We start from the raw sequence: 14,563 nt of genomic DNA, 5'->3' as shown, positions 1-14,563 counted from the left end.
ATAGCCGGGCAGTTTTGCCGGATAAGGAGATCGTAAGCATGGCTTTCAGAAACTGGCGGCTTGGAATGCATATCCAACAGGATAGCATTGCCATTGTCGCGCTATTGCATGAACGTTCACACTGGGCGCTGCGCCGCTGGTGGCGTATCCCATTGCCGCCGGGGCTGGTACGTCAGGGAATGGTGGCGGACGTCAGCGCACTCGGTTCGCGGCTGGCCGCCTGGCGGCGGGAGCTACCGGCGCAGCATCAGGTTAGTATCGCCTTTCCCGCGGTGCGCACACTGCAAAAGCGTCTTCCGTATCCCCAGTTCGCCCTGCGGGAGCGGGAACAGGCGACGTGGGTAGCCAGCGCCATGAGCCAGCAGCTGGCAATGCCTGCCTCCGCGCTATGTATTGATTATGCGCCCACCTCGCGGGATGACGGCTGGCAGGTTACGGCGGCGCAGCGGCTGGATATCAATGTTCTGCGGGAGCTGGCAGGGCGGCTGCGGCTGCGGGTGGCGGCCATCGTACCGGATGCCAGTGCGCTCGGCGCCTTTTTCCCCTGGATGACTGCGGCAGACCAGGGCCTGGCGTGGCGGGATGAAAAGCGCTGGCTGTGGGCGACCCGTGAGGCCTGGGGCAGTGACGCCTGCGCTGATGTCGGGTCCTTAAGCCAGCTGGCGGGGCAGCTTCAGGTTCCGCTGCGCCTGTGTATTGACGCGGGCGATGAGGCCAGTCGCTTTGATGTCTGGCAAGTGATTCACCGTCGGCAGCCCCCGCTGCCAGCCGATGGCGATCGTTACGCCATTGCCCTTGGGCTGGCGCTGGGAGGCGGGCGGCATGACGCATGTCGTTAATCTTCTTCCCTGGCGCGACCTGCGTCGCCGCCAGCGCCTGCGCTACGTCCTGTTGTTAACCATCGGCATTGTGCTGCTGGGCGGGATGGGCCTGCTGGTGAGCCGAACGGCGCGTCTGCAGCGCGACTTCCTGGCGACGCTTCACACGACGGCCGACGCGCAGCTGCTCGCTTCGCTTAAGCAGCGCGAGCAGGCGATGCGTGAGGCGTGGCAGCAGCATCAACGGCAGCGCCAGCAGTACCAGCGCAGATCGGCGATCGCCGCCTGGCAACCCAGGCTGCAGGCGCTGGCGGCAGATCTGCCCGCGCAGGCGTGGCTGACGCGGCTGGAGTACCAGGGCGTACTCCTCACGCTGGACGGCCTGGCCCTTAACCTGCAGGCGTTAACCAGCGTGGAGGCTGCGCTGACTCGCGTCGCGGGATTCGCGCCGGCAAAAGCCGGCGGGACCCAGCGCGACGCCGAGGGGCGTTGGCAGTTCAGTTTTACCCTGACGGGAGCGCGCGCTGATGCGGATTAACCTTCGGGGCACCTGGACGGGGCTGCCGATCCTGCTCGCAATGGGGCTGTCGGGAGGCGGCGTGGCGCTCTGGCGCGATCTGCGCCCTCCGCAGGCGGCGGTAACCCGTGATGCGGCGTTGCAAACGCAGTGGCGGCGGATCATGGCGCTGCGCATCCCCGGCGAGGAAAATCCCGGGGCGCGCATCGACACGCAGTCATTTTCGCCCATAGCCATTCCGCTCTCCGGAGCGAAGCTTATCGCCTGGCGTCCGCAGGGAAGCGGCGGCGAGATGGAGCTGACCCTGTCCTGGTCAACGGTACCCGCGCTTTTTTCCTGGCTGGCGCGCTGCGGGATGAATCCGCGTTCGTTTTCGCTGGGCCGTGAGGCGCAGACGCTCCGCCTGCGACTGCTGCTGGAGGCGGAAGATGAGCGGTAAACGCTGGATCTTCCTGTGGCTACCGCTGTCGCTGCTGGCGGCCGAGCGTGACCCTTTCCAGCCGGTTGAGGATCCCTGCCGCACGGCGCAGCTTTCGCAATGGCGCTATGGCGGGGCGGTTGGGGATGAGGCTGGCTGGACGGGGTTTCTGCAGGATGGGAACGGAAAGTGGCGACGGGTACGCATGGATGAGCAATTGCCCACGGGCTGGCGGGTGAGCCGGCTGACGGCCGGTGAGCTGGACATCGTCACGTCTTCGGGATGTGAACCGCCAGCGTGGCGCTGGCAACGTGAAGGGAAACAACATGATGCGATGGATAAGCCTGCTGCTTCTGCTGCTGCCGCTGGCGGTGGCCCCCGCCGCCCGCAATGATAAACCGGTTTCGCTGGTGATTGACGATGCGCCAGTGGCCCAGGTGCTGCAAGCCCTGGCCGAAATGAACCATAAGAACCTCGTCGTCGCGCCGGACGTCAGCGGCACGCTCTCCCTGCGTCTGCAGAAGGTTCCCTGGAGCCAGGCGCTGCGGGCGGTAGCGGATAGCGCGGGTCTCTCTTTGCAACAGCAGGGGACGGTCATCTACGCGCACACTCAGGCCTGGCAAAAGGCAAATCAGGCGCAGCGTGAAGCCGAACAGGAGAAACGCCTGCAGAACCTGCCCCTGCAGGCGGAGAGCGTGACCCTGCACTTTGCCGACGCTGAGGAGCTGGCTAAAAGCGGCGGAAAGCTGCTCAGCGCCAGGGGACACCTGATGGCGGACAAACGGACTAATCGGCTGCTGATCCGCGATGATGCCCGGCACCTGCCGGCGTTGAAGGCCTGGGCGCAGGAGATGGATCTGCCGGTCGGCCAGGTGGAGCTGGCCGCCCATATCGTGTCGATGAGCGAAACCAGCCTTCGTGAGCTGGGGGTGAAGTGGCGGCTTGCGGAAGCCGGAAGCCCGCCAGGCTCCGGGCAAATCACCACCCTAAGCAGCGATGTATCGGTAAACGATGCCAGCACCCGCGCAGGGTTTAACATCGGCAAGATCAACGGTCGCTTGCTTGAGCTGGAGCTATCCGCGCTGGAGCGCAAGCAGCAGGTCGAAATTATTGCCAGCCCGCGTTTATTGGCCTCCCACATGCAGCCTGCCAGCATCAAGCAGGGAAGCGAGATCCCCTATCAGGTTTCCAGTGGCGAAAGCGGCGCCACTTCGGTGGAGTTCAAAGAGGCGGTGCTGGGCATGGAGGTCACGCCGACGGTGCTGCAGCAGGGAAGAGTGCGGCTTAAGCTGCGAATAAGCGAGAATACGCCAGGCCAGGTGCTGAAGCAGGAAAACGGCGAAGCGCTGGCCATCGATAAGCAGGAGATAGAGACCCTGGTGGAAGTTCGCAGCGGCGAGACTTTAGCGTTGGGCGGCATCTTTTCGCAGAAAAACAAAACCGCCCGCGACAGCGTCCCGCTGCTTGGCGATATCCCGGTACTGGGACGTCTGTTTCGTCGTGACGGGAAAGATAATGAACGTCGCGAACTGGTTGTCTTTATTACGCCACGGATTCTGGCAGTACGTTAAGCAGGTTTTTCATGCTAAACACGTTTCAGGTGTTTGACGTGAGGACGGATTTAGCATACAAGGGGTACCGATTTGAGAGTCGGGTACGACATCAATCCTCCCTTTATTGTCCGGCGATTTTATTCAGTTGCCAAACCAGCCGGAGTATTGAGATAATTTTTAGTCTGACTCTCGCTCTATTGCATATGAGGTTTCAGTTCATGCCCTGCGGCGCTGGGTGTCTGCGAAGCGGGTTTATCATTAACGAATAGTCTTAGTAGTACCGAAAAAATGGCAGAGAAACGCAATATCTTTCTGGTTGGGCCTATGGGTGCCGGCAAAAGCACTATTGGGCGCCAGTTAGCCCAACAGCTCAACATGGAATTTTACGATTCTGATCAAGAGATTGAGAAACGCACTGGCGCTGATGTGGGCTGGGTCTTCGATGTTGAAGGCGAAGAAGGCTTCCGCGACCGTGAAGAGAAAATTATCAATGAGTTGACGGAAAAACAGGGGATTGTGCTGGCGACTGGCGGCGGCTCTGTAAAATCCCGTGAAACGCGTAACCGTCTCTCCGCCCGCGGCGTGGTGGTCTACCTGGAAACTACGATCGAGAAGCAGTTGGCCCGTACGCAGCGCGATAAAAAGCGTCCTTTGCTACAAGTCGATGCGCCGCCTCGTGAAGTGCTGGAAGCGCTGGCTGACGAGCGTAACCCGCTGTATGAAGAGATCGCCGATGTGACTATCCGCACAGACGATCAGAGTGCGAAAGTCGTCGCGAACCAGATTATTCATATGCTGGAAAGCAACTGATTCTGGCTTAATAAAAGTGCGTCAGAGTAATAGTCATTGAGGTGGATGTCGCGTTATGGAGAGGCTTACTGTTACCCTCGGGGAACGTAGTTACCCGATTACCATCGCGGCTGGTTTGTTTAACGATCCAGCTTCCTTCCTGCCACTCAAGTCGGGCGACCAGGCTATGCTGGTCACCAACGAAACGCTGGCGCCGCTTTATCTGGATACCGTCCGCTCTGCGCTGGAGCAGTCAGGGGTCAACGTTGACAGCGTCATTCTGCCAGACGGCGAGCAATACAAAAGCCTGGCGGTGATGGATACCGTGTTTACTGCGCTGTTGCAAAAACCACATGGCCGCGACACCACTCTGGTGGCGCTTGGCGGGGGGGTGATCGGTGATTTAACCGGTTTCGCCGCGGCAAGCTATCAGCGCGGCGTGCGTTTCATCCAGGTCCCTACCACCCTGTTGTCGCAGGTCGACTCGTCGGTCGGCGGCAAAACCGCAGTGAACCACCCTCTCGGCAAAAACATGATTGGCGCCTTCTGGCAGCCGGTTTCCGTGGTAGTTGATCTTAACTGTCTGAAAACTCTGCCGAAGCGCGAGCTCGCTTCCGGACTGGCTGAGGTCATCAAGTACGGGGTGATCCTGGATGGTGAATTCTTCAGCTGGCTGGAAAACAACATTGATGCGCTGCTGGCGCTGGACGATACCGCCATGGCGTACTGCATTCGCCGCTGCTGTGAACTGAAAGCGGAGGTTGTGGCAGCCGACGAGCGTGAAACCGGGTTACGTGCTTTACTCAATCTTGGGCATACCTTCGGCCATGCTATCGAAGCGGAAATGGGCTACGGTAACTGGCTGCATGGCGAAGCGGTGGCGGCAGGTATGGTGATGGCGGCACGCACGTCCGAACGGCTGGGACAGTTCCGCGCGCAGGATACTCAGCGCATTATCGAGCTGCTCAAGCGTGCAGGCTTACCGGTACGCGGCCCGCAGGAAATGAGTGCGCAGGCGTATTTGCCCCATATGATGCGCGATAAAAAGGTACTGGCTGGCGAAATGCGGCTGGTGCTCCCGCTCGCAATAGGAAGCAGCGAGCTGCGCGGCGGAGTGCCGCACGATGTGGTTCTTGGCGCGATTGCTGATACTCAGCAGGCGCAACAATAAGAAGGTCTGGCCGCGTTCGCGCGGCGTTATCATTTCGGGTGATGTGCAATAATCGTGAGCATAAGCCTTTTAGTGGGGTGTTAAATGGATGATTTCAAACCAGAAGACGATATGAAAGCCGATCGCAACGATCGTCGTGCTGGTCGTTCCCGTCAGTCTTCCGAGCGTGATGCCGATCCGCAGATCAATTTTGACGATGTTGATCTTGATGCCGATGAAGGCCGTCCGACGCGCGCTGGTAAGGCCCGTCGCGAGCGTGAAGAGGAAGAGTTCGAAGAAGAACTGGATGCGCAAGACGAGGAGATGCTCGAAGAGCAGCCTGTAGAGCGTCGTCCGCGCAAGCGTAAAAAAGCGCCGGCCAAACCGGCCTCCCGCCAGTACATCATGATGGGTGTGGGGATTCTGGTGCTGCTGCTGTTGATCGTGGGTATCGGTTCCGCACTGAAATCGCCATCATCTTCCAGCCAGCAGACCGCTTCCGGCGAGAAGAGCATTAATCTGTCTGACGACCAGTCCGCCAGCATGCCTGCTGCCGGCCAGGATCAGACTGCCGCCGCTAACAGCACCTCACAGCAGGACGTAACGGTACCGCCTATTGCCGCGAACCCGACGCAGGGCCAGGCAGCGGCTGCGCCGCAGGGCCAGCAGCGTATCGAAGTTCAGGGCGATCTGAACAATGCGTTGACCCAGCAGCAGGGCCAACTGGACGGCGCCGTGGCTAACTCGACGCTGCCGACTGAACCGGCTACCGTCGCGCCAATCCGGAATGGCGCCAATGGCACCGCGGCGCCGCGCCAGGCGACCGAGCGTCAGACAGCAGCGACCCCGCGTCCGGCTGAACGTAAGCATACCGTTATCGAAGCGAAGCCGCAGCCGAAGCCACAGGCCGTGGCGAAAACGCCGGTAGAATCGAAGCCGGTCCAGCAGAAGCATGTTGAAAGCACGGCGACCACCGCTCCGGCGAAAACGTCCGTCAGCGAAAGCAAACCGGTGGCCACCGCTCAGAGCAAGCCGACCACGACGACCACGACGACCGCAGCGGCAGCGCCGGCAGCGAAGACCGGGAAGACGGCAGGTGACGTCAGCTCAATGAAATCTGCGCCGTCGGGTCACTATACTCTGCAGCTCAGCAGCTCCTCTAACTACGACAACCTCAACAACTGGGCGAAGAAAGAGAAGCTGGATAAATATGTTGTCTATGAAACGTCGCGTAACGGCCAACCATGGTACGTGCTGGTGAGCGGTATCTATGCATCGAAAGATGAAGCGAAACGTGCTGTCACCTCGCTGCCGGCGGACGTGCAGGCGAAAAATCCATGGGCAAAACCGCTGCATCAGGTTCAGGCTGACCTGAAATAATGCCGTGGGGTAGTCTTAAGCGCAGGATGCTGTCGGAGCTTTCTCCACAGCCGGAGAACGTGTAATTAGTTAGGCAGCATGAAAAAGAATCGCGCTTTTCTGAAGTGGGCAGGGGGAAAGTTCCCCCTGCTTGACGATATTAAAAAGCATTTGCCGGAAGGCGAGTGCTTGATCGAGCCCTTTGTGGGCGCCGGGTCGGTATTTCTTAATACCGACTTTTCTCGTTATATCCTCGCGGATATCAACAGTGACTTAATCGGCCTGTACAACATCGTCAAACTGCGCACCGACGAATACGTCGCCGCCGCCCGTGAGATGTTTACCCCGGAAAATAACGTCGCTGAGCGCTACTACCTGTATCGTGATGAATTTAACCAAAGCCAGGATCCGCTGCGTCGCGCGGTGCTGTTCCTGTATTTGAACCGTCACGGCTACAATGGCCTGTGCCGCTACAATCTGCGCGGCGAGTTCAATGTGCCGTTTGGCCGTTATAAAAAGCCCTATTTCCCCGAAGCTGAGCTCTATCATTTCGCCGAGAAGGCGCAAAACGCCGAGTTTTACTGCGAATCTTACGAAGAGTGCATGCAACGTGCGGATAGCCGCACAGTGGTGTATTGCGATCCGCCCTATGCGCCGCTAACGGCGACGGCGAACTTTACCGCCTACCACACCAACAGTTTCAACCTGGAACAACAGGTACTGCTGGCGCAAAAGGCGGAATCGCTGATGAAAAAGCGCATCCCGGTGCTGATTTCCAACCACCGCACGCCGCTGACGCAGGAATGGTATAAAAACGCGGCAGAAACGCATATTGTGAAGGTGCGGCGCAGCATCAGCAGCAACGGTGGTACGCGTAAAAAGGTGGACGAGCTATTAGCGCTCTACCGTCCGCCTAAGACCAAATAAATTTCAAGGAGATGCGGATGAAGCAGTATTTGATTGCCCCTTCGATTCTGTCGGCTGATTTTGCCCGTCTGGGTGAGGATACCGCGAAGGCGCTGGCGGCGGGTGCGGATGTCGTGCACTTCGACGTTATGGACAACCACTACGTGCCAAACCTGACGATTGGCCCGATGGTGCTGAAGTCACTGCGTAATTACGGTATTACCGCGCCAATCGACGTTCACCTGATGGTGAAGCCGGTCGACCGCATCATTCCTGATTTTGCCGAAGCCGGCGCCAGCATTATCACCTTCCATCCGGAAGCCTCCGAACACGTCGATCGCAGCCTGCAGCTTATCAAAGAGCACGGCTGTAAAGCGGGCCTGGTGTTTAACCCGGCGACGCCGCTGAGCTACCTCGATTACGTGATGGATAAGCTGGACGTGATCCTGCTGATGTCGGTTAACCCGGGCTTTGGCGGCCAGTCCTTTATTCCCCAGACGCTGGATAAACTGAGTGAAGTGCGCCAGCGCATCGATGCGTCCGGCTACGACATCCGCCTGGAAGTGGATGGCGGCGTGAAAGCCAGCAATATCGGCGAAATCGCCGCGGCGGGTGCGGATATGTTTGTTGCCGGTTCGGCGATCTTCGGTCAGCCGGACTACAAGCAAGTCATTGATCAAATGCGTAGTGAATTAGCGAAGGTGAGTCATGGATAAATTACAGGCGATCCGCGGCATCGCATTTGATCTCGACGGCACGCTGGTGGACAGCGCGCCGGGTCTAACCTCGGCGGTTGATAACGCCCTGTACGCCCTGGAGCTGCCGGTGGCGGGAGAAGAACGCGTTATCACCTGGATCGGTAACGGCGCCGATGTCCTGATGGAGCGGGCGCTGACCTGGGCTCGTCAGGAGCGAGCAACGTTACGTGCGGCGATGGGTAAGCCTTCCGTCGACGATCATGATATTCCGCAAGACGAGCAGCTGCGCATTTTGCGTAAACTGTTTGACCGCTATTACGCCGAAGCGGCGGAAGAGGGCAGTTTCCTGTTCCCGGCGGTGGCCGATACGCTCGGCGCGCTGCATGCCAAAGGCCTGCCGCTGGCGCTGATTACCAATAAGCCGACGCCGTTTGTCGCCCCGCTGTTGGACGCGCTCGATATTGCGAAATATTTTACCGTGGTGATTGGCGGCGATGACGTGCAGAATAAAAAGCCGCATCCGGAACCGCTGCTGCTGGTGGCGGAAAAGCTCTCTCTGGCTCCAGCCGAGCTGCTGTTTGTCGGCGATTCGCGCAATGATATTCAGGCGGCCAAAGCGGCAGGCTGCTGCTCTGTTGGTCTGACCTACGGTTATAACTATGGTGAACCGCTTGCGCTGAGCGAGCCGGACTATCTCTTCGACCAGTTTAACGAACTCTTACCCGCTCTCGGGTTACCGCACAGTGAAACTCAGGAATTGAAACATGACTAAGCCCATCGTTTTTAGTGGCGCACAGCCCTCAGGTGAACTGACCATTGGCAACTATATGGGTGCGCTGCGTCAGTGGGTAAACATGCAGGACGATTACCACTGCATCTATTGCATCGTGGACCAGCACGCCATCACCGTGCGCCAGGATCCGCAGCAGCTGCGCAAGGCGACGCTGGACACCCTGGCGCTGTATCTGGCCTGCGGCATCGACCCGCAGAAAAGCACTATCTTCGTGCAGTCGCACGTGCCGGAACATGCCCAGCTAGGCTGGGCGCTGAACTGCTACACCTATTTCGGCGAACTGAGCCGCATGACTCAGTTTAAAGACAAGTCAGCGCGCTACGCGGAGAACATCAACGCCGGTCTGTTTGATTATCCGGTACTGATGGCCGCTGACATTCTGCTGTACCAGACCAACCAGGTTCCGGTGGGCGAAGATCAGAAACAGCACCTTGAGCTAAGCCGCGATATCGCCCAGCGTTTTAACGCCATCTACGGCGATATTTTTAAAGTGCCTGAGCCGTTTATCCCTAAATCCGGCGCGCGCGTGATGTCGCTGCTGGAGCCGACGAAAAAGATGTCCAAGTCCGACGACAACCGCAACAACGTCATCGGCCTGCTGGAAGATCCGAAATCGGTGGTCAAGAAGATTAAACGTGCGGTCACCGACTCCGACGAGCCGCCGGTAGTGCGTTACGATCTGAAAGAGAAAGCGGGCGTCTCCAACCTGCTGGATATCCTCTCCGCGGTTACCGGGAAAACTATTCCTGAGCTGGAACAGCATTTTGAAGGCAAAATGTATGGCCACCTGAAAGGCGAAGTCGCCGAAGCGGTATCGGGCATGCTGATTGACCTGCAGGAGCGCTATCACCGTTTCCGTAACGACGAAGCGTTTCTCAATCAGGTGATGAAAGACGGCGCGGAAAAGGCCAGCGCGCGGGCTTCTCAAACCCTGAAAGCGGTATACGAAGCGATTGGCTTTGTCGCCAAGCCGTAAGCGACGCAACAGCTAAAAGGGCGGGATGATATCCCGCCCTTTTTTATGCCTGTCGCTTTATGGGAGGCAGGTTAATGGTTCGAAAACCAGTTCAGTTTATCCCGCAGACCGACCACGCGGCCGACGATGATCAGCGCCGGGCTGGCCATCTGCTGCGCCAGAATATCCAGTTGTCCTAAGGTGCCGCTGACCACTTTTTGCGTCACAGCGGTGCCGTTCTCGACGATGGCGGCGGGCATATCTTCAGCCATGCCGTGAGCGATAAGCTTCTCGCGGATCGCCGGCGCCTGGTTCAGACCCATGTAGAACACCAGGGTTTGCTTCTCCACCGCCAGGTTCGCCCAGTCCAGCTCGCCGCCGGTTTTCAGGTGGCCAGTGACCAGGCGGACGCCCTGCGCGAAATCGCGGTGGGTCAAGGGGATCCCCGAATAAGCGGAGCAGCCGGAGGCGGCGGTAATGCCAGGCACAACGGAGAAGGGGATGCCCGCCTCGCAAAGCGTCTCCAGCTCTTCCCCCCCGCGGCCAAAGATAAAGGGATCGCCGCCTTTCAGCCGGACCACGCGTCTTCCTTTTTGCGCTTCGCGCAGCAGGATCTGGTTGATCTCCTCCTGCGGGACGCAGTGGTAGCCTGAGCGCTTGCCGACGAACACCCGATCGGCATCGCGGCGCACCAGATTCATGATGTCATCGGAGACCAGCCGATCATAGACCACCACGTCAGCCTGCTGGATCTGCTGCAGGCCTTTGAGCGTGAGCAGCCCGGCGTCACCGGGGCCGGCGCCAACCAGCACCACCTCGCCGCGATGCTCCAACGGCTCCGTCAGCAACTGCTCAGTGGTATCCGCGACTGCCTGCCGATCGTCATTAGCCAGCGACTGCGCCAGACGGTCGTTAACAAACAGCTTCTCCCAGAAGCGGCGACGCTCGCCTACGGTGGCAAACTGCTGCTTAACCCGCGCGCGCAGATGGCCGGCATAGCGGGCCAGCTGGCCGAGATGCAGGGGCAGAATTGACTCCAGTTTCTCGCGCAGCAGGCGCGCCAGAACCGGTGATGTCCCGCCCGAGGAGACGGCGACCATCAGCGGCGAGCGATCGATTATCGACGGCATGATAAAGCTGGCCTGGCGCGGGGCATCCACCACGTTACAGAAGATACGCCGCGCTTCGGCCGCCTCGCTAACCTGCTGGTTGACCGTCTCATCATCAGTAGCGGCGATGGCCAGCCAGCAGTTATCCAGCAGCGAGGGGATAAACTCCCCCTGCACCAGAGTTAGCATCTGTGAATCAGCCCACACCTGAAACTGGGGCGTGAAGTCGAGCGCATTGACCGTGACGTTAGCGCCAGCATCCAGCAGCAGACGGGCTTTGCGTTCGGCGACATCCCCGCCGCCAACCAGTAAACAATCGCGCTGGCGCAACTGGCAGAATATGGGTAAGTGATCCACAGAATAACCTCATAAAAATAAGGGGTAGAAAACGAGTGGTCGTAGAATAGCAGCAAAGGTAATACAAAACATGCGACATATCCCGCACTCATGCGCTGTCGGTCAGAACTGTTACTTATATCTCCCCCCGTGGCCGGGGGGAGGGAGAAGGACTTACGCTTTAAGCTGAACGTGTCCGTCTTTCACGCGGGCGTCGAAGCGGGCGATAGAGTGGCTGGCATCTTCCATGCACAGGCCGTCGCTCAGGCGGAAGCGCTGTTTTTTCAGCGGGCTGGCGACCCATAGCGCGCCGTCATGCTCGGCGATAATCCCGCGAGACAGTACGCTGGCGTTGAAGAACGGATCAATGTTGCTGATGGCGAATACTCTGTCGTCATGGTAGGGACGGAAGATCGCCACCTGCTGCTGACCGAGCAGGGCGCAGACGCCGGTGGCCGGCAGGATGTCGTCGATGCTGCAGATATTTACCCACTGGCTCATGCTTTTTCCTCCACCAGAGTAACCGGGATACGCTCATACGGCGTGGCCGGGCGGTGCTGGTCACGTTCCGGCACCACCTGAACGTTCGGGTCGCGCTGGTCGCTGTTGATAAAGTGTTTGAAGCGGGTCTGCGCCGCCGGGTTGTTGACGGTCTCGGTCCACTCGCAGGCGAAGGCGGCGCGCAGGCGAGCCAGCTCTTCTTCCAGATGGTCGTTCAGACCGAGCTTGTTATCGATGATGACGCTGCGCAGATAGTCGATACCGCCTTCCATATTGTCCAGCCACGGGGCAGTGCGGGTCAGCTTATCGGCGGTGCGGATGTAGAACATCATAAAGCGGTCGAGATATTTGATGAGCGTATCGCGATCGAGGTCCGCGGCCAGTAGATCGGCGTGACGCGGCTTCATCCCGCCATTACCGCACACGTACAGGTTCCAGCCTTTCTCGGTGGCGATGATCCCGACGTCTTTGCCCTGAGCCTCGGCACATTCGCGGGTGCAGCCGGAGACGCCGAACTTCATTTTGTGCGGGGTGCGGATGCCTTTGTAGCGGTTTTCCAGTTCCACGCCGAAGCCGACGCTGTCGCCAACGCCGTAGCGGCACCAGGTGCTGCCGACGCAGGTTTTCGCCATTCGCAGCGCTTTGGCGTAGGCGTGGCCGGTTTCGAATCCCGCTTCAATCAGCTGCCGCCAGATCTCCGGCAGGTCGTCTTTCTGCGCGCCAAACAGGCCGATGCGCTGAGAGCCGGTGATTTTGGTGTACAGATTGAATTCACGCGCGATACGGCCCACGGCGACCAGCCCTTCCGGCGTGATTTCGCCGCCAGCTGAGCGCGGGATCACCGAATAGGTACCATCTTTCTGAATGTTGGCGAGGAAGTTGTCGTTGCTGTCCTGCAGCGGCGTGTGCTGCGGCTTGAGGATGTACTCATTCCAGCAGGAGGCCAGCAGGGAACCGACGGTCGGCTTACAGACTTCACAGCCGTAGCCCTGACCGTGTTTTTCCAGCAGTTCGTCGAAGGTTTTAATGCCTTCCACGCGGATCAGGTGGAACAGCTCCTGACGGGAGTAAGCGAAGTGTTCGCACAGATTGTTGTTGACCTCGATGCCCTGTTTCGCCAGCTCGGCGTTGAGCACCTGAGTGACCAGCGGAATACAGCCCCCGCAGCCGGTCCCGGCTTTGGTTTCCGCTTTCAGCGCCGCCACGGTGTGGCAGCCTTTGTTGATAGCGGCGATCAGGTCGCCTTTGCTGACGTCAAAGCAGGAGCAGATCTGCGCGCTGTCCGGCAGTTTATCCACGCCGATCGATGGCTTGCCGCTGCCGGCGTGGGCCGGGAGGATCAGCGAATCCGGGTTTTCCGGCAGCTCGATGGCGTTGAGCACCAGCTGCAGCAGATTGCCGTAGTCGCTGGTGTCGCCGACCAGTACCGCGCCGAGCAGCGTTTTGTTGTCGGCGCTGACGATCAGGCGCTTATAAACTTCTTTGCTTTCGTCGAGATAGACGTAGCTACGGGCGCCCGGCGTGCGGCCGTGGGCATCGCCGATCCCGCCCACGTCCACACCCAACAGCTTCAGCTTGGCGCTGAGGTCGGCGCCGGTGAAGCTATTTTCACTGCCGAGGAGATGGTCGACGGCCACCTGGGCCATTTTATAGCCGGGGGCGACCAGACCGTAGACGCGGTTGTTCCAGCTGGCGCATTCCCCGATGGCATAGATATCCGGATCGGAGGTCTGGCAGCTATCGTTGACCATGATGCCGCCGCGCTGGGCGACCGCCAGCCCGCACTGGGTGGCCAGCTTATCGCGCGGGCGGATCCCGGTTGAGAAGACGATGAAATCGACCTGCAGCTCGCTACCGTCGGCGAAGTGCATGGTTTTGCGCGCCTCAGTGCCCTGCTGAACAATCTCTTTGGTGTTTTTGCTGGTGTGAACTTTCACGCCCATGCTTTCGATTTTGCGCCGCAACTGCTCGCCGCCCATCTGGTCGAGCTGTTCGGCCATCAGCATCGGCGCGAATTCGATAACATGGGTTTCCACACCGAGGTTTTTCAACGCGCCGGCCGCTTCCAGGCCGAGCAGGCCGCCGCCGACTACCGCGCCGCGTTTGCTGCGGCGGGCGCAGGATTCGATGGCGTTAAGATCTTCAATAGTGCGATAGACGAAGCAATCCTGGGTTTCCGCGCCTTTAATCGGCGGGATCCACGGGTATGAGCCGGTCGCCATAATCAGCTTGTCGTAGAACACGGTACGCCCGGCGCTGGAGTGGATCACTTTCTCCTGGCGGTTGATGGTGATCGCCCGTTCGCCGACCAGCACCTTGACGCCGTGTTTCTCATAGAAACCTTCGCGTACCAGCGACAGTTCTTCCGCAGTGTGATGGGAGAAATAAGACGACAGGTGGACGCGGTCGTAGGCGATACGCGGTTCTTCACAGAACACGGTAATGTCGAACTGTCCGGCAGGCGCCTTATCGAGAAGCTCTTCGATAAAGCGATGGCCAACCATGCCGTTACCGATAATAGCGATTCTGACTTTGCTCATTTTTGCCTCGATTTCTTTTCTATTACCGCCTACCTTAACGATTCAGCCATCAGGCTTATTGATGCAAATCAATGACAACTTCACCTACCACTTAATGGGTATGCGTTTGATTTGTCAGTAT

General features: G+C 59.1%; 15 protein-coding genes. 12 read left to right on the top strand and 3 right to left on the bottom strand.

What is annotated here, in order from left to right; all coding sequences use genetic code 11:
* The first annotated feature begins 38 nt into the window (after nt 1-38).
* From KHQ26_RS06275 to trpS, 12 genes are all read left to right on the top strand, one after another.
* Nucleotides 39-839: a hypothetical protein gene (locus KHQ26_RS06275; protein WP_020323926.1), complete on the top strand. Its 801-nt coding sequence runs from the start codon at nt 39-41 to the stop codon at nt 837-839.
* Nucleotides 823-1,356, top strand: a complete 534-nt coding sequence (locus tag KHQ26_RS06270) for a PilN domain-containing protein (RefSeq protein ID WP_004174028.1) — start codon at nt 823-825, stop codon at nt 1,354-1,356. The genes KHQ26_RS06275 and KHQ26_RS06270 overlap by 17 nt, the downstream gene beginning before the upstream one ends.
* On the top strand, nt 1,346-1,774 hold the full coding sequence (locus KHQ26_RS06265) for a hypothetical protein (protein WP_015959091.1): 429 nt from the start codon (nt 1,346-1,348) through the stop codon (nt 1,772-1,774). The genes KHQ26_RS06270 and KHQ26_RS06265 overlap by 11 nt, the downstream gene beginning before the upstream one ends.
* Complete coding sequence (locus KHQ26_RS06260; protein ID WP_002920279.1) at nt 1,764-2,147, top strand: HofP DNA utilization family protein; 384 nt, start codon at nt 1,764-1,766, stop codon at nt 2,145-2,147. Before KHQ26_RS06265 ends, KHQ26_RS06260 begins: the two co-directional genes overlap by 11 nt.
* Nucleotides 2,080-3,324, top strand: coding sequence for a DNA uptake porin HofQ (gene hofQ, locus KHQ26_RS06255; RefSeq protein ID WP_004174030.1), 1,245 nt, complete (start codon nt 2,080-2,082; stop codon nt 3,322-3,324). The genes KHQ26_RS06260 and hofQ overlap by 68 nt, the downstream gene beginning before the upstream one ends.
* 270 nt (nt 3,325-3,594) lie before the next feature.
* Nucleotides 3,595-4,116 (top strand): shikimate kinase AroK, encoded by a 522-nt coding sequence (gene aroK, locus KHQ26_RS06250; RefSeq protein ID WP_002920267.1) that lies wholly within the window; start codon nt 3,595-3,597, stop codon nt 4,114-4,116.
* Between the two features lie 55 nt (nt 4,117-4,171).
* A complete protein-coding gene (gene aroB, locus KHQ26_RS06245; RefSeq protein ID WP_004150047.1) occupies nt 4,172-5,266 on the top strand; it encodes a 3-dehydroquinate synthase in 1,095 nt (364 codons plus the stop codon).
* A gap of 84 nt (nt 5,267-5,350) precedes the next feature.
* Nucleotides 5,351-6,625, top strand: coding sequence for a cell division protein DamX (gene damX / locus KHQ26_RS06240; RefSeq protein ID WP_020804862.1), 1,275 nt, complete (start codon nt 5,351-5,353; stop codon nt 6,623-6,625).
* A gap of 78 nt (nt 6,626-6,703) precedes the next feature.
* Nucleotides 6,704-7,531 carry an adenine-specific DNA-methyltransferase gene (dam, locus tag KHQ26_RS06235; protein WP_002920260.1) on the top strand — a complete coding sequence of 276 codons (828 nt, stop codon included), beginning with the start codon at nt 6,704-6,706 and terminating at the stop codon, nt 7,529-7,531.
* A 17-nt stretch (nt 7,532-7,548) separates the two neighbouring features.
* Complete coding sequence (rpe, locus tag KHQ26_RS06230; protein WP_020804867.1) at nt 7,549-8,226, top strand: ribulose-phosphate 3-epimerase; 678 nt, start codon at nt 7,549-7,551, stop codon at nt 8,224-8,226.
* Nucleotides 8,219-8,980, top strand: a complete 762-nt coding sequence (gene gph, locus KHQ26_RS06225; protein WP_020804873.1) for a phosphoglycolate phosphatase — start codon at nt 8,219-8,221, stop codon at nt 8,978-8,980. Before rpe ends, gph begins: the two co-directional genes overlap by 8 nt.
* Nucleotides 8,973-9,977 carry a tryptophan--tRNA ligase gene (trpS, locus tag KHQ26_RS06220; RefSeq protein ID WP_002920253.1) on the top strand — a complete coding sequence of 335 codons (1,005 nt, stop codon included), beginning with the start codon at nt 8,973-8,975 and terminating at the stop codon, nt 9,975-9,977. Before gph ends, trpS begins: the two co-directional genes overlap by 8 nt.
* Nucleotides 9,978-10,048: 71 nt before the next feature.
* Here trpS and cysG read toward each other — a convergent pair whose 3' ends face one another.
* The 3 genes from cysG to nirB all read right to left on the bottom strand — a co-directional run bounded on the left by cysG (nt 10,049) and on the right by nirB (nt 14,442).
* Complete coding sequence (gene cysG, locus KHQ26_RS06215; protein ID WP_002920252.1) at nt 10,049-11,422, bottom strand: siroheme synthase CysG; 1,374 nt, start codon at nt 11,420-11,422, stop codon at nt 10,049-10,051.
* A 153-nt stretch (nt 11,423-11,575) separates the two neighbouring features.
* Nucleotides 11,576-11,902 carry a nitrite reductase small subunit NirD gene (nirD, locus tag KHQ26_RS06210; RefSeq protein ID WP_002920249.1) on the bottom strand — a complete coding sequence of 109 codons (327 nt, stop codon included), beginning with the start codon at nt 11,900-11,902 and terminating at the stop codon, nt 11,576-11,578.
* Nucleotides 11,899-14,442, bottom strand: coding sequence for a nitrite reductase large subunit NirB (gene nirB, locus KHQ26_RS06205; protein WP_211777867.1), 2,544 nt, complete (start codon nt 14,440-14,442; stop codon nt 11,899-11,901). The genes nirD and nirB overlap by 4 nt, the downstream gene beginning before the upstream one ends.
* Between the last annotated feature and the right edge of the window lie 121 nt (nt 14,443-14,563).

It is taken from the genome of Klebsiella sp. 10, from assembly GCF_018223925.1.
GTDB lineage: Bacteria > Pseudomonadota > Gammaproteobacteria > Enterobacterales > Enterobacteriaceae > Klebsiella > Klebsiella pneumoniae.
Note: the sequence above shows the minus strand (reverse complement) of the source record. Positions and strands in the feature narration are given on the sequence as shown.

Coding starts and splice junctions, on each gene's coding strand:
- KHQ26_RS06275 (WP_020323926.1), top strand. CDS start 39: ATGGCTTTCAGAAACTGGCGGCTTGGAATGCATATCCAACAGGATAGC.
- KHQ26_RS06270 (WP_004174028.1), top strand. CDS start 823: ATGACGCATGTCGTTAATCTTCTTCCCTGGCGCGACCTGCGTCGCCGC.
- KHQ26_RS06265 (WP_015959091.1), top strand. CDS start 1,346: ATGCGGATTAACCTTCGGGGCACCTGGACGGGGCTGCCGATCCTGCTC.
- KHQ26_RS06260 (WP_002920279.1), top strand. CDS start 1,764: ATGAGCGGTAAACGCTGGATCTTCCTGTGGCTACCGCTGTCGCTGCTG.
- hofQ (WP_004174030.1), top strand. CDS start 2,080: ATGATGCGATGGATAAGCCTGCTGCTTCTGCTGCTGCCGCTGGCGGTG.
- aroK (WP_002920267.1), top strand. CDS start 3,595: ATGGCAGAGAAACGCAATATCTTTCTGGTTGGGCCTATGGGTGCCGGC.
- aroB (WP_004150047.1), top strand. CDS start 4,172: ATGGAGAGGCTTACTGTTACCCTCGGGGAACGTAGTTACCCGATTACC.
- damX (WP_020804862.1), top strand. CDS start 5,351: ATGGATGATTTCAAACCAGAAGACGATATGAAAGCCGATCGCAACGAT.
- dam (WP_002920260.1), top strand. CDS start 6,704: ATGAAAAAGAATCGCGCTTTTCTGAAGTGGGCAGGGGGAAAGTTCCCC.
- rpe (WP_020804867.1), top strand. CDS start 7,549: ATGAAGCAGTATTTGATTGCCCCTTCGATTCTGTCGGCTGATTTTGCC.
- gph (WP_020804873.1), top strand. CDS start 8,219: ATGGATAAATTACAGGCGATCCGCGGCATCGCATTTGATCTCGACGGC.
- trpS (WP_002920253.1), top strand. CDS start 8,973: ATGACTAAGCCCATCGTTTTTAGTGGCGCACAGCCCTCAGGTGAACTG.
- nirD (WP_002920249.1), bottom strand. CDS start 11,902: ATGAGCCAGTGGGTAAATATCTGCAGCATCGACGACATCCTGCCGGCC.
- nirB (WP_211777867.1), bottom strand. CDS start 14,442: ATGAGCAAAGTCAGAATCGCTATTATCGGTAACGGCATGGTTGGCCAT.